The sequence below is a fragment of the Sulfurovum sp. NBC37-1 genome, assembly GCF_000010345.1.
Classification (GTDB): Bacteria; Campylobacterota; Campylobacteria; order Campylobacterales; family Sulfurovaceae; genus Sulfurovum.
On record NC_009663.1, the window covers coordinates 1,800,875 to 1,818,350 of the forward strand.

A 17,476-nucleotide genomic window follows, 5' to 3' on the forward strand; every position below is an offset into this window, starting at 1 on the left:
CTATTTTTCTTCTCCGTTCATCAGTTTGTCCAGCAACTCTTTGACAGTGATGATCTCTGTAAGTTTATATCCGTTGGCACCGGTAAAGAAAAGTCCCGTCTCTGCAATACCATCGTAAGCATCGGAGAGTCTGTCCGCAATACAATAGCCGACAACTTTTGCCTCTTCTCCTCTGTGACACGGAGTGACACAGTTGGAGATACAGGCGATCTTCGGGGCTGTCCCCTCTTCGATACGCTGATGCAGTTCCGTTTTCACACCACGTGCAGGATATCCGACAGGCGATTTGAAAAGCTTGATCGTCTCCTCCGTGGAATCGATAATCACCTGCTTCATGACCTGGCTTGCATCACATTCTACCGTACCGATAAAACGTGTGCCCATTTGTACTGCGGAAGCACCGAGCTCCATCATTTTTACAATATCAGCGCGGTCCCATACGCCACCCGCGGCGATCACGGGAATATCACCCCACTCTTTTGCCTCTTCCACCACAGGAGGGAGGATCGCTTCAAGCTGATTTTCAGGTAGAAAACACTCTTCGTATTTAAAGCCCTGATGCCCACCACTGAGCGGCCCTTCCACAATTACCGCATCGGGCAGCCTGTTATGTGTCTTTTTCCATCTTTTACAGAGAATACGAAGTGCCTTGGCCGTAGAAACGATAGGTACCAACGCAACATCAGGATAATCCTTGGCCGCTTCAGGCATGGTCAAAGGCAGTCCTGCACCTGTGATGATGATATTGGCTCCGGCTTTACACGCATCGTTTACCACACGGTCATATTCACTCTGTGCATACAGTATGTTTGCAGCCAAAGGTGCATCACCACATATCGCTCTGGCATTTTCAAAAATATGCCTCAATGCTTCATAGGAATAGAAGTTGATCGCCTCAAGCGGTCTGTGCTCTTTGCCTACCATCTCTTTGCTGTCAAGATATTTTCTGTTTTTGTACACACCTGTACCTACAGCGGAGATCACGCCAAGGCCACCCTCTTTGGAGACCGTTCCTGCCAGCTGGTCCCAGGAGATACCGACACCCATACCACCCTGCACAATGGGTTTCTCAATAGTATATTTTCCAATTTTAAATGGTTTGAACTCCATTACCCAACCTTTACTTTCGCAAATTTTCTCTTGCCTACCTGAAGGATATACTCTCCGGTTTCAAGATTCATCTTTTCATCCGAGATCTTCTCCTGATCGATCCTCACAGCACCCTGTTTGATGTCTCTTCTGGCCTGCGAAGTGGACGGCTCGATACCTGCATCCACCAATGCTTTGCAGATCCAGATCCCCTCTTCCACTTCTACTTCTTTCATATCTGAAGGAAGCTGGTTGGCTTTAAAGACATTGTCAAACTCTTCTTTGGCTAGTTTAGCCAACTCTTCATTATAGAATCTTGTAACCAGCTCAAGTGCAAGGTTTTCTTTGGCAATTTTGGGGTGAAGTGCTCCTTTTTCAACATCCTGCTTCATCTGTGTGATCTCTTCAAGTGACCGTTCACTCAGAAGTTCATAGTATCGCCACATCAGCTCATCGGAGACAGAGAGTGTCTTGGCGTAGATATCTTTTGGTGCCTCCGTGATCCCGATGTAGTTGTTGAGAGATTTACTCATTTTCTGTACACCATCGAGCCCTTCGAGGATCGGCATCATCAGTACAGCCTGCTCTTTGTCTATTTCATAGGCACGCTGAAGGAATCTTCCCATCAGCAGGTTGAATTTCTGGTCCGTTCCACCGATCTCGATATCACTTTGAAGTTCGACAGAATCATAGCCCTGAAGCAGAGGATAGATGAATTCGGAGATGGAGATACTCTTCCCGCTCTTATAGCGTTTTTCAAAATCGTCACGTTCAAGCATACGTGCCACATTGAAAGTCGTTGTCAAAGAGACCATACCCGCCGCGCCCAGCGCTTCAAGCCAGCTCGAGTTGAATACCACATCCGTTTTGCTCTTGTCAAGTATGTTGAAGACCTGGTCCTGATAGGTCTGTGCATTCTCGAGGATCGTCGTTCTGTCCAGGACCTTTCTCGTTTCACTCTTACCAGTCGGATCACCGATCATCGCGGTAAAATCACCGATCAGCAACTGTACACGTCCGCCATGCTTTTGAAAGGCTCTGAGTTTTTGCAAAAGTACGGTATGCCCAAGGTGAAGATCGGCACCGGTAGGGTCAAATCCCGCTTTGACCGTGTAGGTCGTACCGTCTTCATAATACTTTGAGACCAACTTTTCGATCCTCTCCATATCGATGACCTCAGCGGTACCTCTGCTTATCTCTTCCAACGCCTGTTCTATCATTTCTTTCCTTCTTCTTTATGGTCTCTATTTGTTGTATGCATCATCAAGGCTGATGATATCGATGAGTTTGAATCTTTGTGACAGTTTTTCTTCCAGCACACTTTTCTTACTCTCACTGCTCTCCACTTCCAACTGGCAATATTCGGCACTTTCCGAACTTTGGATACCCAGTTCGATACTGATGACATTCAGATCCAGTTGCGTCAGTTTCGTCAGCATATCGGCAAGCGCGCCTTTCTGGTTCTGAAGACTGATGATAAGTCTGTAACGTGACATTTTGGAGGCACGCCAGTTCACGTGGATCATCGCTTCACCCGCCTTAATCTTGGCATAGGCATGCTTGCATAATTTATGGTGTATGATAGCCTTACTGTCCTTATAAAATGCAACGATCTGGTCACCGACCTTGGGATGGCAGCAATAATCGAACTCTACCCCGTCCAGCGGCTTGTTCGTGTAGAACCTGAAGTGCTCGATCTCTTTGAGTTTCGGCACCTTGTATCCGCGCTTCAGCAACTCCCAGAAACGTACCTCCTTTTCACCCATATAGTCAGCGACTTTATGGATCACATCTTTGTAATACGAAAGATGTGAAGGCAGTTTATAGAGGCTGTCCTGCAGGCCCATACGCTGTATCAGCAGTCTGATCTTGTCTGGATGGCGTGAAAAGAGCGTGCCGAGGATATTGTAGGCACTGAGGGTATCTACCTCTTTGATCCGTGCCCTGCAGTGGCTTCGTATGCCATCTTTGGCTTTCGAGGTCTTGACCGTATCGAGCCATGAGCAGTGCAGATGCGGTTCATCGTCTTTCAGTATCTTGACAATATCCCCGTTCTTCAGTACGGTCAAAAGCGACGATTTGTGTTTGTTGATCAGCGCATCCGTTGCATTGGCACCCACTTCCGAATGTATGGCATAGGCAAAATCCAGTGCCACAGAACCTTTGGGAAGTGTAAAATAGTCACCTTTGGGAGAGAAAACCGTAATGTCTTCAGAAAAAAGGTCCGATTTGGCAAGCTCATAGAACTCCTCCACCGATTCGTTCTGGAAATGCAGACTCTCCAGCCATTCAAGGTTCACACTGTCAGCACCATCCTTGTATTTCCAGTGCGCTGCAACACCATACTCTGCCAGTCTATGCATCGCTACGGTACGTATCTGAGCCTCCACGATCCCTTCTTCATTGAAGAGGGTCGTATGTATCGTCTTGTAGCCGTTCTCTTTGGGAATAGCGATATAGTCCTTGAAACGGGAGATCAACGGTGTGAAATTAAGATGCATCAAACCAAGCACCCGGTAGCACTCGATGGGCTCTTTGACAATGATACGGATCGCCAACAGGTCAAGCACTTCATCGATACTCACACCCTTTCGATGCATTTTCAGATAGATGGAGTAGTAATGCTTAACCCTGCCGATGATCTCAAAATCTTTATCGGAAAAACCATCCTTGTGTATTATATCCTTCACGCTGCGGATAAATGCATTGAGTTTGAACTGCAGATTCTGTGCATTGCTCTTGATATAGGTATCGATCTTTTTGTAATCTTCCGGATAAATATAAAAGAAACTGAGGTCTTCCAGATTGTTCTTCAAACGGGAGATACCGAGTCTATGGGCGATAGGTGCATACACTACCAGTGTCTCTTCCGCGATACGTTTCTGCTTTTGGGGAGGCAGCGCATCCAGGGTCAGCATATTGTGCAGCCGGTCACACAGTTTGATCACCAGTACGCGTATATCCTTAATGGAAGCGATAAGCATCTTTCTGAAAGTGAGTGCCGAGTTGATCAGCCGTTCATCCGAACCGAAGGGTACCAACTCTTCATCACGGATCTCGACGATTTTGGTCAAACCTTCGACCATATGGGCAATATCATCTCCGAACTGCTCTTTGAGATCATCGATATCGAATGAAGTATCTTCTACTACATCATGCAGCAGTGCTGCCTGTACCATAGTCTCATCATTGGAGAATGCTGCAGTGATCGCCGCGACCAGAATGGGATGCACGATGTAGGGTTCACCGCTTTTGCGTTTCTGGCCGTCATGGGCCGTCATTGCAAGCTCAAGGGCTTTTAGGGTAGAGGGAAGGGGATGGGGGATTTGTTCCCACAGAAGTGCTTTCGCTTCTTCTATGCTGTGTATATTTTTAGCTTTCGATAAAAAAGCGTCCAAAGTGTCCTATCCCTCTAGACTTACAGTGATCTTGCCTTCAGCGATCTCTCTGAGTGCGATATCGGTATATTTCATACCGCTTGTATCATAATCCAACAATACTTCGGCACCGTTTGCAATCTTTTCAGCTCTTTTGCCTACGGCATTTGCCAAAAGATATTTGTCGAAGTTTACTTTCTCCATTGCTTTTGCAGTTAGTTGTTCTGTTCTCATTTTATTCCTTCAAAAAATATTTTGTTTTATTCTTACTGTCTTAGAGCCAACTGCTGAAGTTGACACAGCGTCAGGGTAGTCAAAATGGGCTTTGCCCATTTGACGTTATTTCACGATAGAACAGAGGCTCATATCGCCTTTCATGATCGCAAGAAGGTTTCCCTCTTCGAACATGTTGCACACCACGATCGGCAGGCTGTTCTCTCTTGCCAGCGCGATAGACGTGTCGTCCATCACCTTGATATCTTTGGTCAAAGCCTGTTCGTAAGTCAATGTATCGAGTTTCACCGCATCATCAAATTTGTTCGGGTCCTTGTCATACACACCGTCCACTTTTGTCGCCTTGATAAGCAGTTCAGCTTCTATCTCGGAGGCTCTAAGCGTTGCAGCGGTATCCGTTGTAAAATACGGGTTGCCTGTACCTCCGGCAAAAATAACGACACGTCCTTTTTCAAGGTGTCTTCTCGCACGTCTGATAATGAATGCCTCACCAATCTCATGCATATCGATCGCAGACTGCAGTCTCGCCTCGAGACCTATGTGCTCCAGTGCTTCCTGGATCGCCACTCCGTTGATCACGGTTGCGAGCATCCCCATGTAATCACCTGAGGTTCTTTTGATGATTCCGTCAGCCGCGGCACTTACACCACGAATGATGTTTCCGCCGCCTACAACGATCGCCACTTCCATACCGGCATCTACCAGCGCTTTGATCTCACTTGCAATAAACTTGAGGATCTTGGTATCGATACCATACCCTTCTTTGCCCGCCAATGCTTCACCGGAAAACTTTACCAATACTCTTTTTGTCACAGATGCACCTTTATAGATTTTCGCGATTATACCCAAAACAGGTTTAGGAGGGGGTTAAGACCGCTTTCCCAACTACAGTATCAGAGCCGGATAAGCTTGAGAGGATTGATATGTTTGGAGTTCTTTGTCGCCTGGAACATCAGTTTTTTGTTAACCTTTCCGATAACGTACCCTTTCTTGATCTTTCGGCCTACTTTGATGTTGGGCGCGATCTTCGATAGGCCGGCATAGACCGTATGCATCTTTCCGCTGTGTGCCACAACGACTACTTTCCCGAGCATACTGCTCTTGCCGGCAAACACTACCTTTCCGTTAAGGACATTCTGTACCTTGGCAGGTGAACTCGGCGCTTGAAGCGTGATGGATTCATTGAATATTTTGATCTTGTAGACAGGATCGATATAGGTTCCGAATTTTTTGACAACTCTCGCTCCTCTGATAGGAGGGATCGTTTTCCCTCCGCGGTAAGCTGCCACTTTCTCTTTTTTATAGGAAGAGTTTACCTGTCGTACTTTCTCACTCTGTTTTTTGGATTTAAGCTCGACCTCTTTGACTTCTTTTGCCGCTTTTTTTGCAGCAAGACGTGCCCGCTTCTTCGCTTCGTCCGTCTTGGCTTTTTTGAGTGCTTCCTTGGCCTTTCTCGCTTTTGCACGTGCCAGTTCTTTCTCTTTTCGTATACGTCTTTTACGCTCTTTTTCCAGACGTATGGCCTCTTTTCGTGCTTCCGCACGTTTACGGGCTTCTTCCACCTCTTGTTTATGGAGAATATTCAGCTTGGCCAGCGTTGTACGCAGGTCATTCTGTTTGTCTTCGATCTTTGCCAGTCTGGCATTGTATTTCTCTTCATCGGCTGCCAGTTTTTTCAGCAATTTCTCTTTGGCCTTTTTTTTCTGAGCATACGATTCCCGTTTCTTGACAATACGCTGTATCTCACTCTGTGTCTTTTTCTGAAGAGTCAGCTTGTTTTTTTTACGCTTACGCAGTGCCGAAATATCTTTTTTAAGTACTTCCAGTTCCTGATCATTAAGCTTTTTGTACGCTTTGTAGATCTCCTGCGAGATGATGGAATCACGCGTTGGTTCATGTTTGGCCTGTTTCATGGCAAATATGACGGAAAACTGTTCAGAAAGAAGTGAAATGAACTGTTTGTGTTTTTTCTCCAACTCTTTACTGGTCTTCTCAAGCTCTTTTTTGGAGGTCGAAAGCTCTTTTTTGAGTACTTCATAGCGTGCTTCGTTCTTGCTCTGGTCCGCTTCGAGTTCCTCTATTTTCTTGCTCAGTACAGCGATCTCTTTTTCTGCCACCTTGATATCCTGGGCGATCTTCCCAAGCCGTCTGCTGGTCTTCTTTTTATCTTTGACAATCGAAGTAAGGTCTTTTTTGGATTTTTTGATCTTCGTCGTCGTAGAAGCACCCCAAAGAAGGGTCGAAACGATGAAAAAAGAGAGAAAAAGAAGTCTCACTCCTCCACTCCACTGCTTGAGAATACGACAGAGTAGACCGATATCAGTACAATGATCAGTGCAGACCCCAGCAGGATAGCAAGATCGCTCAACCTGAAAAGATCTTCCTGGTTCTTCATCATAATATCTATACCGCTTTTTGCCGCCCACTCAAACTTGATGTACAAAAAGATCATCGCGGTGATCAGTGTTGCCACAATAGCATCGGCGATAGCTACTTTAAAAAGCACACCCGAACGCAGCATCAGCGGCGCACCGAAAATCTCCATGACCTGCATACGACGTTTATGTGCATATTTCCATATCTCCATCTGCTTGATGATCAGGAGTAAACTGACCACTCCCATAAAACCGATAAAAAGCTTCAGTGTAAATTTTATGAAAGCGAAGAGACGATATGCCGAACTGTAACTGCTTCCAAATGTCTCCACTCTTTGAATATCATTGCTTGATTCAAGGTCATTCTTGATCTTGTCGAGTTCGGATGTGTGCAGGTAGGAATCAAGCCCGATATTGTAAAAATACGGCAGGGCTTTGAGTATCTCTTTTTTGTTGCTGTTATTGATCCCCTTGACAATGTCACTGACCACCGCTTCACGCTTGATCTTCTCGGAACTGGCGATATGCGCATTGAGCGCTTTGAAATCATTAAGGGTCATAGGCTTCTTGGATACAACGAACATCGTATATCCCTCTTTGAGGCCTTTTTCATAGGAATCCGTCGTCCTGTCGAAGACCAGAAAGAACTCGATACCCAGCAGGATTGCCATCAGTGGCAGTATGAACATAAGATGGTTTTTAATGAACTTCATAAACACCCTTGCTTTCTATGATAAAATGTCTGTACGGCAGAGAGAAGATCGTCGGTATCTTGTGTGTTACGACCAGTACCGTGGTCTCAAGCTGCTGGCAGGCATTCTCCATCAGGTCCCAGATCACGTTGGAGGAGTAGTCATCGAGGTTACCGGTAGGCTCATCCGCCAGTATCACGACCGGGTTCTTTGCCAGTGCCCGTGCCACACCTACACGCTGCTGTTCGCCACCGCTCAGCTCCAGCGGGAATTTGTCGGCATGTTCGGAAAGTTTGACATGCTTGAGCAGTCTCTGCGCCTGTGTGTTCTGCACATCGACAGAATAGCCCGCGATCATCAGAGGAAGCACTACATTCTTTGCTACGGTCCATTCATTGACCAGCTTATAGTCCTGGAAGATTATCCCAAGGTGGGTACGCAGCTCCTGCAGCTTCCCCGTACTGATATTGGCCAGGTCGAGCCCTCCGACAATGAGATTTCCCTCTGTAGGCTTCAGCGCACCGTAAAGTGCTTTGAGCAGTGTCGATTTCCCCGAACCACTCGGCCCGGTAATGAAAACAAACTCCCCCTTCTTGATACTGAAACTGGCATTTTTGATGATCTCTTTCTTGCCGTCGTCATACGCCAGTGTAAGGTGGGAAGCATTAATGACATTAGACATTGTTTTCCTTTTGTGTCAAGAGTTCTACGATCTTCTGATGTGCGGCATAATTGACCGTGGTCTTTACCGGTTGGGAGGCAAAATACCTGCTCTCATTCTCTTCGACCAGTATGTATTTGTGTTCAGGCCTGTCGAAACTGCCGAAGGCACATTTGACAAGCAATGCGTTATCCCCCACCTTGTAGCTGCGTTCGAAATGCACGAAATACCCGTCGAAGACCAAAGCATTTTTCGGCAGACATTCTTCCAGATTTGGTGTATATTTTACACTAGTAAATTTAAAGTCTATGCGCAGGTCCCTCTCGTCGGAATCTTCACTGCATTTTACATAGACATCATAGATGTCCTTCTCCTGTTTCCGCCATCTCGCCTCATATTTGCTGGTGACTTCAAGGGCTTCATTCTTGCGTATCTCCACCTCGGTCTTCGGTACGGCAAAAAAGGTTTCAAGCGCATACCAGAAATACTTGTCACTGTCAGTCCTCAGTTCCAGTCTGCCGCCTCTGCGCAGTACCCGCATCGACTCGGCAAGGAAACTCGTAGAGATCACACGTCTGTGCGGTTTTTTGTCCCATGGTACGGGAAAGTGAACGAAGATCTGCTCACATCTGTTGGATGGCAGCATTTCCAGAAAGAGCCTGGCATCATAATTGACCACCCAGATATTCTCCAGTCCCTGCAGTTCTATCTGTCGCAGTACCTGCTGCGCGGAAGGGGTATGTATCTCAAGACCTATGAAGAGCGTATCGGGGTTTTTCTGTGCCTGATAGAGCAGATGCCGCCCCGAACCGAAACCCACCTCAACGGAGATCTTCTCTTTGGGATATTCGATCGTTTCAAAATCCTCGATCTTTTTGAAGTACTCCGATGCCAGAGGCGGTTTCCCGTTTGAGAGTGCGATATTCGAGCTGAGAATTTTCAGCCCGAGTTCCTTTGAAACTTTGTCCAAAGCCTCTTTGAGAAGGTTGACCTTCAAAGGACGTGTCACTTTGTCGTATTTGACCAAAGTGGCTTTGTTGTCAGGTTTTATCTGAAGCAGAAATTCTTCGCCCCCATGCTCCACGCCGATGATCTCATCGTCCCCTTTCAAGGCCTTGGCACGAAAGGTCATGATGGAACTGTCAGGCAGTTTTTTTTCTATTGCTGCACTGTCGAAAGGTTTTACTTTTAAATGTGGCATGGCTTTTCCTGATGTTTTAGAGTGTTATACGGGCGACCTGGCTCGGCTTGGACTTGATACCCTCATAGCTTTTGGCGATGATACGGTAGGCATAAGTGTTGCCTCCGCGTACCAGTGTATCGATATACTCCGCCATCAGCACGCCTTCGACCTGTGCCATGAACCGCCATTCTCCGCCATTGACCGATCTTTCAATGATATAGCTGCTGATCTTGTCGCTGGGGTGCGGCCGCCAAAGCAGTTTGACCGCTGTCGGTCCAGCCTTATAGGCTTTCAGGAACGAGACCGGTGCAAAAGTGGGTTTCGTCCGCACTTCAACCGTTGTTCCCGGTGCGGATTCTTTTCCAAAAGAAAAGGTAGTGAACTTGTAGACATACCGTCTGTCCGGTTTTACATGCGTATCGACAAAATGTGTAGCATACCGGTTGCCTATGCTGCCGACTCGTCTGAACTCCCTTCCTTCGGGGTCTTTGGCGTCGGGAGATTTTCTGTAAACGTTAATGCCGTGTACCTTGTCACTTTTGATCGTATCCCATTCGAAACCGACGGAACTCATCATCGGAAGCGTCCGTACGGTTCCGAGCGAGGGCAAGCTGGGGTCTTTGCCGTAGACCATCAATCCCTTGATGGCGGAACCGCAGCCGCTAAAGGTCAGTAAAGCGAGAACCCAGAGTAAGAGGATCGATTTTTTCATCTATGTCACTTTGATCAAAATATTTGGATAAATACAGTTTCATATCATCGAAAAGCGGAGCGGTGAACTCCATTTTCACACCGGTGACGGGGTGGATAAGATATAACAGATACGCATGTAGATAAACTCTTGGAATTTTATCTCTTTTGCTCTTAAAACCGTATAAATCATCGCCCAGTATATGCCGTCCCAGCGTATTGAGATGCACGCGTATCTGATGGGTCCTTCCCGTAAAGAGCTTCGCCGCGATCAGCTCCACATCATACTCCGAAGTCAACAGCTTTTTGAAAGCCGTTTTTGCCGGCTTCCCATGCGGTACGACATCCATTTTCAGTCTGTTGTGCGGGTTACGTCCGATGGGCTTGTCGACGACCACATCCTCTTTGAGAAAATGGTCTATCAGCGCCAGATAGTAGCGCCCCATACTCTTGTCCTGAAGCTGCTCGCTGAGCATCTCATGCACCTTATTATCCTTGGCGATCACCAGCGCACCCGTCGTCTCTTTGTCAATGCGGTGCACGATACCATGGCGCTCTTCCCCCGAAATAGTAGAGAGCGAGATCCCCTTCTTCACCAGCCAGTCCACCAGTGTAGGCTCTTTCACCGAAGGAGCAGGATGCACGACCAGGCCACTCGGTTTGTTCACCACCATTAGATACTCATCTTCGTACAGTATCTCGACGTCAAAGTCTATCTCAACAGGCTCACGTTTCTCAGCCTCTTTGAACTCATAGGTTATCTCATCACCTTCTACCACCTTGAAACTTGTCTTGGTTACCATCTTCTTGTTGACAGAAACCAGACCATCCTTTACCAACTTCTCAACCTGATTACGACTGACATCGAGTTCGTGTGCCAATACTTTGTCTATACGACCTGCTGTTTCTACATTAAAATTATTCATTCATTAATTTCCTCAATATCCCCACATAGGGTGCGTGGTTACGCACCCTACGCGTTATATATCGTCTCTCTTCCAGCGTGCAGGGTCGAGAAAAGTATCGTCATGGATATGCTTGAAGGAGGCTTTGAACATTTTGAAGATATCTTTATTCTCTTTTTCCAGTCCGGAAAGCCATTCTTTGGTCGAAGCCCTGGCATGAGGCATTTTGACATCTTTGAGCATGGCGGGGCAGGCTTCGTCACCGATGACCTGAAGGTTGTTGTCATCCGCGAAAGCTCTTAGCTGTGATTCCCTGGCTTGAATAAGCGGCCGGATAAGGTGAAAGCCTCTCCCAGTCTTGTAGATGGGGGCCAAGGCCCTCATGGTACCGTTATAAAACATGTTCATAAAGAAACTCTCCACCGTATCATCAAAATGATGCCCGAGTGCCACTTTGTTGAAGCCGCCCTGCTCCGCGAAGGTATACAGAGCCCCTCTTCTCATGCGGGAGAAGTAGGAACAGAAAGAAGAGTTCTCCCGGATAGTGTTGTGGGAGATCTCGAAGATATTGGTATCGTACACTGTATGTTTAATACCGTACTCTTCACAGTGTTTTGAGAGGAAATCGTAATGTTCATCGGGCATACCGTACTTGACGGTGCAGGCTTCAAACTCAAAACGGAAAGGGGCATGCCTCTGTATATGTTTGAGTCCATGCACCAAAGCCAGAGAATCTTTTCCTCCGCTCAGGCCTACAAGGACCCTGTCACCTTCACCTATGAGTCTGAACTCCGCATTGGTCTTTCCGATGACCTTGAGGAGTTTTTTGCTCATTTTGAGCTGTGGTGTAGATCTACTGTCTCTTTGGGACATACTCATGCCTGTTCAGCTACAAGTTTTTCCAACATTGCCATAATAAAACTGCTGCTAACCTGTGAAGAATGTTTGAGGAATTCATCAAAATCAAAAGTTGCATCGGTATCGGCGGCATCGCTGATAGCCCGAAGGACAAAGAAGGGAACATTGAGTGCGTCACATACCACGGCAACCGATGCTCCTTCCATTTCAAGTGCATCAGCATCAAAGGTTTTAGCTATCCACTCTTTGCGTTCGCTGTCTGCAATGAACTGGTCACCCGTTGCGATCACACCTTTTTTCAGATTAATGCCTTTTTCATCAGCCACCCTCTTGGCGATATGTATCAATTCTCTTGAAGGTTCAACATACACCTTGCCTTCAGGTACGTACCCGTGGGGATGTCCAAAGGCCGTAATGTCCAGATCATGCTGGCACAGCTGCGTCGCAACAATCAGGTCACCGATCTTCAGGTCAGGTGAGATCGCTCCGGCCACACCGGTAAAAAGTAACATATCACAGCCGAAATGTTCTATCATCGTCGCTGCGGTTAATGCGGAATTCACTTTACCGATCTTGGAGTATCCAAGCACAATATCAAGCTCTTTGTATTTTGCTTCATGGTAGAGATTGTTCCCATATGTCACGTCATTGTGTTTCTTAAAGTATTTCAGCAGCGGTTCATGTTCATCCGTTCCCAAAAAGGGATCGACCTCTTCAACCATCGCTCCCATGATTGCGATCTTTTTTGCCATCCTATGCACCCAGCTTTCTGATCTCATCGATCGTTGTTGCAAGGGAGGCCATGTCAGAGACCACAAAATGCGGTTTTTTTGTCGCTTTTCTGTTCAAACCTTTAAGTACCCCGCCGTGACCGAATTCGATATAACAATCAACTTCATCATCAAACTTGGAGATGGACTGTTTGTAGAGTACAGGAGAGACAAGCTGCCTGGGTAGCAGTTCCAACGCCTCTTTTTTGCTGCTGTACTTCTCCGCTGTAACATTCGAGACCACAGGTGCGGTAAACTCGTCTCTGAGTACTTCCTGCAGTTTTTCTGCCAACGGTGCCGTCGCACTTTCAAGTAATGGACAGTGTGATGCCACGGACATATTGAGCAGCATTGCCCTTCTTGCCTTTGCCTCTTTAAGGATCGGCTCAAGTCTTTCCAGATCAGGTTTGATACCTGCTATAACGATCTGACCTTCGGCATTGTAATTGACCGGCCATACTTTCATGCCTGCCGCCCTCTGCTCTTCACAGATCTTCTCTACCACATCATCGGCAAGCCCCAGAGAGACCAGCATACCCACATCCTGACCGGCACAGGCTTCAGCCATGAGTTTACCCCTGAGGTTCACCAGTTCAACTGCATCCGTCACATCCAAAGCACCTACAGACACCAGGGCAGAGAACTCTCCAAGCGAATGTCCAAGCGCATAGACCGGTCTGATAGGCATTTCATCTTCAAACAGCTTATGGGCTATAGAAGATACAAGCAGAATAGCAGGCTGCGTAAATTCTGTTTTCTCAAGATCATCATTTTCAGTAAAAAGCAGTCTCTCAAAATCGATCCCCGTTCTGCTGCCGGCATCGGCCACCATCTGCTTTGCTACATTTGAATTGTTAAAGAAATCTTCTCCCATACCTACAGCCTGGGAACCCTGTCCCGGAAATAAAAACGCACATTTTGCTGACATCATAATCCTTTGGATCGAAGTTCTGCACTACACACTGTATCCACAGAGACTTCGTTAAAATATTTAGGTATTTTACCATCTTTTATTGAGAAATCATGCAGAAAGGAATAATTATGAATCAAAAATACATCTGTACCGTGTGCGGCTACATTTACGATCCTGCACTTGGAGATCCCGACTCCGGGATTACTCCGGGAACTGCTTTTGAAGAGTTACCGGATGACTGGGAGTGTCCTGACTGTGGTGTCAGCAAAGAGGATTTTGAACCATACGAGGAGTGAAGATTAGGCTTTAAGGTATTTGTTTATCTCTTCAACAAGTCTCACCAGTTCAAGATGATACTTGTTGACATAGAGCGGCAGGTCCTCCAATTTATCGTACACAAAAAGCATACTGGCCTGTTCTATCACGGTTGTCAAACGCAGTGCACCGATGAATCGTGCCTCTTTCTCCACATCGATAAGGAATTCTTTGGTCTTCCAGATCGATTTATCCTTGACATTGTCCCTGAAAAAGATATCGGAACGTTTGAAATCATCAAGAAAATTTCTTAGCTTTTGGTTGTAATCCATCCCGACTGTTTTTGCATTCTTTAATCCAACTTCAGTATCCAGGACAGGCAGAGAAGGTGTGTCTACCACCTGCTCTGTCACTTTTTTTCTTTCATGCTCTTTTTTCGCCTGCAACACATACTTCTCTGCCTCAAGCAAGCGGTCATAGTTGATATATTTTTTCATATCAATGATTGTTTCAATCGAATCGGAGCGAATCGTTCTATCTACAATATCATCCTTAAAAAGTTCTATGATCAATTCAAAAATACTCTCCTGCATCACAGGTTTGATCAGGTAAGCCGTTTGAACTTTCGGATGATTGGCTTTTGCCATATTAAAGTCTGCATTTTCTACAATAACATATTTCAAAGAGTGTTTTTGCTGGATACGTTCAATAAGTTCTTCAAGCTTTTCCGTTGCCAAAGCGGCGTCAATAGCCACAATATCATAGCGTGAAAGATTACTACCCTGTTTTTTATAGGCTTCCAATCCCACATCCACTTCATAGAGAAAATACCTGAACATTTTTTCGATACTCGCCGCTACTCTTTTTTTGGCACAGACCAGCAATACTTTTTTGCCAAGCATTGAAATATCCGGCAGTCTGTAATGGCGTTGGTTTCCTATATCGTCCACTTTCAAAGGTATTTTGATGACAATATCTTCACCTTTTGTTTCGTTCTTATCTATCTCTGCAGAAAGTACTTCAAGACTTTCAGTCAGGCGATTCTCGATGAGAGTATCTATTTTCATCTCATTGATACCACTTTCCTTTACTGCAAAAGTAACAAGCTCTTCATAGAGGAATTCTTCAGGTGCACCAATAGAAAGGACAACCTCTTTGTTCTCAGTATTCTGTAAAACAAAAGTAAGTACCTGTATCAAAAGATGCAGAAGAGCGTCACTGTTACCTTTTAACTCTTTAGGAACGGTGAGGCCTACATCATAAACAAGTTCTATGTTCTTTTCATTACGTATGACTTCCAGGGAGGAAAAGAGTGTCATCAATAACATACTGATATTAAACACGTTATCATTTTTTGACATATATTTCCTTTTTCACACGCAATTTTTTATAAAATGCAGGGCATATATAAAGTTAATGATAACAAAAATAGGTGTAAATATCATTGAGTTTTATTCATTTTTAAAATATATTTTGAAGCTTTGCCTGTAAGAAGCTGAAGGTTTTGTAGTGTTCAGTCCGTCTGGCAGAAATGCTTGACGGACTTCTTTATATGGAAATCAGTGTCCGCAGCCACAGCTGCCGTCATCACAGTGTTCACCGCCAACCTGACCGGTAGCAGCTTCTTCATCTGTTGCATCTCTTACGTCAAGTACTGTTACCGAGAACATAAGGTCTTTACCCGCCAAAGGATGGTTGAAGTCAACCTGTACTTCTTTATCGTTGAATGAGGTAACGGTTACCTGTACTGTCTGGCCATCTTCGCCTTGTCCGTAAAGTGTCATTCCCTCTTTAAGATCCACACCCTCGAACTGCTCGATAGGCAAAGTTTGTTTCGCTTCAGGGTTCACTTCACCGTATGCGTCTGCCGCTTTGACCATGATGTCTCCGCTTTCGCCTTTTTCCATACCTACAAGCGCATTCTCGAGACCCGGAATGATATGCCCTTTACCTGTAATGAACTCAAGTGGCTGTGCACCTTTGTTTGTATCTACGACTTCTGATGAGCCTGCTTCTTTTACTTCGTATTCAATGCCTACGACACTGTTTTCATTTGCAATTGCCATTTATTTTCCTAATATTGAATTTGTGGTATTGTAACCAAGCAAACTTTAGAGGTGCTTAGCTTTTTGGTATTTTTAACGAATTTGTCCGGAACCGTAAATTTTGAATTTGTAAGTTGTCAATCCTTCTATGCCCATCGGTCCCCGTGCATGGAGCTTATTGGTACTGATACCGACCTCCGCACCGAAACCGAAAGCACCGCCATCCGTGAATCGCGTAGAAGCATTCACATAGACCACTGCCGCATCGATACCGTTCAGAAAGGCTTCCGCAGTAGTAATATTTTCCGTGATGATCGCTTCAGAGTGTCCCGAACCATAACGGACAATATGGTCTATGGCACCCTCGACGCCATCCACTACCCTGATATTGAGGATGTTTGCCAGGTATTCCGTATCGAAATCCACTTCCGTTGCCGGTGCTACCTCAATGATCTCCTGCGTTTCGCCACAACCTTTCAATTCCGTATGTGCTGCATCAAAAGCTTCTTTCAGCAGAGGCAGTACCTCTTTGGCAATAGCAGTATCGACCAGCAGTGTTTCCATCGCGTTGCAGACACCCGGTCTCTGTACCTTGGCATTGATGGCAATCCTGATGGCATTCTCCACATTGGCATCTTCATCAATATAGGTATGGCACTGTCCTTTGTCATGCTTGACAACAGGAACGGAAGCATTCTCCGAGACATAACGGATGAGCCCCTCTCCTCCACGCGGGACGATAAGATCGACATACTTGTCCATCTTGATCAGTTTTGCCACCCCTTCACGCGAGGCATCTGGGATCAGGGAAATGAGTGCTTCAGGCAAACCGTTTTTCTTGAGTACTGCTCTTAGAACCTTTGCAATGGCTTCATTGGAATGTTGCGCTTCCTTCCCACCTTTGAGCACACATACATTGGAACTCTTGAAACTCAAAGCTGCCGTATCGGATGTGACATTCGGGCGTGATTCATAAATGATGCCGATCACACCGATAGGCACGGAGACCTTCTCGATCTTTAAACCATCCTCTGTTACCCAGCCGTCAAGTACACGGCCTACAGGCTCTTTGAGTGCAGCTATCTCCTCAACCGCCACTGCCATTCCTTCGACCCTGCTCTCGTCGAGCAGCAGTCTGTCTTTCAGTGCCGGAGTGAGATCGTTTCTGTCCGCATCTTCCATATCCAGTGCATTGGCTTTGAGTATCTCTGCCGTACTGGCTCTGAGTGCCTGCGCCATCTCTTTGAGTATCCTGTTCTTGTCCGCTCCGCTGATGCCGGCAAGCACACGGCTTGACGCTTTGGCTTCTTCTAAAAATGCTTCCATTTTTTTGATTCCTTATAAAATAATTGCGGTTATTATACCAAATAAAGATGTGTTGGCAAACGCACCCTACAATTTTATGTGTTATAATTGATCCAATTTAATC

Annotated in this window: 18 protein-coding genes; 1 reads left to right on the plus strand and 17 read right to left on the minus strand. The window is 46.0% G+C overall.

The genetic code is table 11. The annotated features are described in order from the left end of the window. From SUN_RS08995 to fabD, 14 genes are all read right to left on the minus strand, one after another. The gene (locus SUN_RS08995) at window positions 1-1,110 is read right to left on the minus strand and encodes a nitronate monooxygenase (protein WP_012083500.1); all 1,110 of its coding nucleotides are present in this window, start codon (window positions 1,108-1,110) and stop codon (window positions 1-3) included. Further along, the gene (tyrS, locus tag SUN_RS09000; protein ID WP_012083501.1) at window positions 1,110-2,309 is read right to left on the minus strand and encodes a tyrosine--tRNA ligase; all 1,200 of its coding nucleotides are present in this window, start codon (window positions 2,307-2,309) and stop codon (window positions 1,110-1,112) included. Before tyrS ends, SUN_RS08995 begins: the two co-directional genes overlap by 1 nt. Before the next feature lie 24 nt (window positions 2,310-2,333). Next, the gene (locus SUN_RS09005; RefSeq protein WP_012083502.1) at window positions 2,334-4,487 is read right to left on the minus strand and encodes a RelA/SpoT family protein; all 2,154 of its coding nucleotides are present in this window, start codon (window positions 4,485-4,487) and stop codon (window positions 2,334-2,336) included. Window positions 4,488-4,493: 6 nt separating this feature from the next. Further along, window positions 4,494-4,700, minus strand: coding sequence for a DNA-directed RNA polymerase subunit omega (locus tag SUN_RS09010; protein WP_012083503.1), 207 nt, complete (start codon window positions 4,698-4,700; stop codon window positions 4,494-4,496). Window positions 4,701-4,805: 105 nt separating this feature from the next. Then, a complete protein-coding gene (gene pyrH, locus SUN_RS09015) occupies window positions 4,806-5,513 on the minus strand; it encodes a UMP kinase (RefSeq protein ID WP_012083504.1) in 708 nt (235 codons plus the stop codon). 80 nt (window positions 5,514-5,593) lie between these two features. After that, window positions 5,594-6,976, minus strand: coding sequence for a murein hydrolase activator EnvC family protein (locus SUN_RS09020; protein WP_012083505.1), 1,383 nt, complete (start codon window positions 6,974-6,976; stop codon window positions 5,594-5,596). Continuing rightward, window positions 6,973-7,788, minus strand: coding sequence for a hypothetical protein (locus tag SUN_RS09025; RefSeq protein WP_012083506.1), 816 nt, complete (start codon window positions 7,786-7,788; stop codon window positions 6,973-6,975). The genes SUN_RS09020 and SUN_RS09025 overlap by 4 nt, the downstream gene beginning before the upstream one ends. Further along, on the minus strand, window positions 7,775-8,449 hold the full coding sequence (locus SUN_RS09030; RefSeq protein WP_012083507.1) for a cell division ATP-binding protein FtsE: 675 nt from the start codon (window positions 8,447-8,449) through the stop codon (window positions 7,775-7,777). Before SUN_RS09030 ends, SUN_RS09025 begins: the two co-directional genes overlap by 14 nt. Next, the gene (gene trmB / locus SUN_RS09035; RefSeq protein WP_012083508.1) at window positions 8,442-9,629 is read right to left on the minus strand and encodes a tRNA (guanosine(46)-N7)-methyltransferase TrmB; all 1,188 of its coding nucleotides are present in this window, start codon (window positions 9,627-9,629) and stop codon (window positions 8,442-8,444) included. The genes SUN_RS09030 and trmB overlap by 8 nt, the downstream gene beginning before the upstream one ends. Before the next feature lie 16 nt (window positions 9,630-9,645). Beyond that, window positions 9,646-10,323, minus strand: coding sequence for a fibronectin type III domain-containing protein (locus tag SUN_RS09040; protein WP_050748052.1), 678 nt, complete (start codon window positions 10,321-10,323; stop codon window positions 9,646-9,648). Continuing rightward, window positions 10,274-11,227 (minus strand): RluA family pseudouridine synthase, encoded by a 954-nt coding sequence (locus tag SUN_RS09045; RefSeq protein WP_012083510.1) that lies wholly within the window; start codon window positions 11,225-11,227, stop codon window positions 10,274-10,276. The genes SUN_RS09040 and SUN_RS09045 overlap by 50 nt, the downstream gene beginning before the upstream one ends. Window positions 11,228-11,281: 54 nt before the next feature. Beyond that, complete coding sequence (locus SUN_RS09050; RefSeq protein ID WP_012083511.1) at window positions 11,282-12,079, minus strand: tRNA 2-thiocytidine biosynthesis TtcA family protein; 798 nt, start codon at window positions 12,077-12,079, stop codon at window positions 11,282-11,284. 2 nt (window positions 12,080-12,081) lie between these two features. After that, the gene (locus tag SUN_RS09055; protein ID WP_012083512.1) at window positions 12,082-12,816 is read right to left on the minus strand and encodes a 5'-methylthioadenosine/adenosylhomocysteine nucleosidase; all 735 of its coding nucleotides are present in this window, start codon (window positions 12,814-12,816) and stop codon (window positions 12,082-12,084) included. Window position 12,817: 1 nt separating this feature from the next. After that, window positions 12,818-13,762, minus strand: a complete 945-nt coding sequence (fabD, locus tag SUN_RS09060) for an ACP S-malonyltransferase (RefSeq protein ID WP_012083513.1) — start codon at window positions 13,760-13,762, stop codon at window positions 12,818-12,820. 113 nt (window positions 13,763-13,875) lie between these two features. On the opposite strand from fabD, the gene rd reads away from it, so the two are divergent. Then, complete coding sequence (gene rd, locus SUN_RS09065) at window positions 13,876-14,043, plus strand: rubredoxin (RefSeq protein WP_012083514.1); 168 nt, start codon at window positions 13,876-13,878, stop codon at window positions 14,041-14,043. A 3-nt stretch (window positions 14,044-14,046) separates the two neighbouring features. On the opposite strand, the gene SUN_RS09070 is transcribed toward rd, so the two are convergent. From SUN_RS09070 to SUN_RS09080, 3 genes are all read right to left on the minus strand, one after another. Then, window positions 14,047-15,363: a hypothetical protein gene (locus tag SUN_RS09070; RefSeq protein ID WP_012083515.1), complete on the minus strand. Its 1,317-nt coding sequence runs from the start codon at window positions 15,361-15,363 to the stop codon at window positions 14,047-14,049. A gap of 198 nt (window positions 15,364-15,561) precedes the next feature. Next, window positions 15,562-16,068, minus strand: coding sequence for an FKBP-type peptidyl-prolyl cis-trans isomerase (locus SUN_RS09075; protein ID WP_012083516.1), 507 nt, complete (start codon window positions 16,066-16,068; stop codon window positions 15,562-15,564). A gap of 72 nt (window positions 16,069-16,140) precedes the next feature. Next, window positions 16,141-17,373, minus strand: a complete 1,233-nt coding sequence (locus SUN_RS09080) for a glutamate-5-semialdehyde dehydrogenase (protein ID WP_012083517.1) — start codon at window positions 17,371-17,373, stop codon at window positions 16,141-16,143. Window positions 17,374-17,476: the final 103 nt, after the last annotated feature.

What these genes read in the sequence shown, in the direction of transcription:
- trmB (WP_012083508.1), bottom strand. Translation starts at nt 9,629, where the DNA reads ATGCCACATTTAAAAGTAAAACCTTTCGACAGTGCAGCAATAGAAAAA.
- SUN_RS09025 (WP_012083506.1), bottom strand. Translation starts at nt 7,788, where the DNA reads ATGAAGTTCATTAAAAACCATCTTATGTTCATACTGCCACTGATGGCA.
- SUN_RS09050 (WP_012083511.1), bottom strand. Translation starts at nt 12,079, where the DNA reads ATGTCCCAAAGAGACAGTAGATCTACACCACAGCTCAAAATGAGCAAA.
- tyrS (WP_012083501.1), bottom strand. Translation starts at nt 2,309, where the DNA reads ATGATAGAACAGGCGTTGGAAGAGATAAGCAGAGGTACCGCTGAGGTC.
- SUN_RS09075 (WP_012083516.1), bottom strand. Translation starts at nt 16,068, where the DNA reads ATGGCAATTGCAAATGAAAACAGTGTCGTAGGCATTGAATACGAAGTA.
- SUN_RS09040 (WP_050748052.1), bottom strand. Translation starts at nt 10,323, where the DNA reads ATGAAAAAATCGATCCTCTTACTCTGGGTTCTCGCTTTACTGACCTTT.
- fabD (WP_012083513.1), bottom strand. Translation starts at nt 13,762, where the DNA reads ATGTCAGCAAAATGTGCGTTTTTATTTCCGGGACAGGGTTCCCAGGCT.
- SUN_RS09010 (WP_012083503.1), bottom strand. Translation starts at nt 4,700, where the DNA reads ATGAGAACAGAACAACTAACTGCAAAAGCAATGGAGAAAGTAAACTTC.
- SUN_RS09055 (WP_012083512.1), bottom strand. Translation starts at nt 12,816, where the DNA reads ATGGCAAAAAAGATCGCAATCATGGGAGCGATGGTTGAAGAGGTCGAT.
- SUN_RS09080 (WP_012083517.1), bottom strand. Translation starts at nt 17,373, where the DNA reads ATGGAAGCATTTTTAGAAGAAGCCAAAGCGTCAAGCCGTGTGCTTGCC.
- SUN_RS09045 (WP_012083510.1), bottom strand. Translation starts at nt 11,227, where the DNA reads ATGAATAATTTTAATGTAGAAACAGCAGGTCGTATAGACAAAGTATTG.
- SUN_RS08995 (WP_012083500.1), bottom strand. Translation starts at nt 1,110, where the DNA reads ATGGAGTTCAAACCATTTAAAATTGGAAAATATACTATTGAGAAACCC.
- rd (WP_012083514.1), top strand. Translation starts at nt 13,876, where the DNA reads ATGAATCAAAAATACATCTGTACCGTGTGCGGCTACATTTACGATCCT.
- SUN_RS09070 (WP_012083515.1), bottom strand. Translation starts at nt 15,363, where the DNA reads ATGTCAAAAAATGATAACGTGTTTAATATCAGTATGTTATTGATGACA.
- SUN_RS09030 (WP_012083507.1), bottom strand. Translation starts at nt 8,449, where the DNA reads ATGTCTAATGTCATTAATGCTTCCCACCTTACACTGGCGTATGACGAC.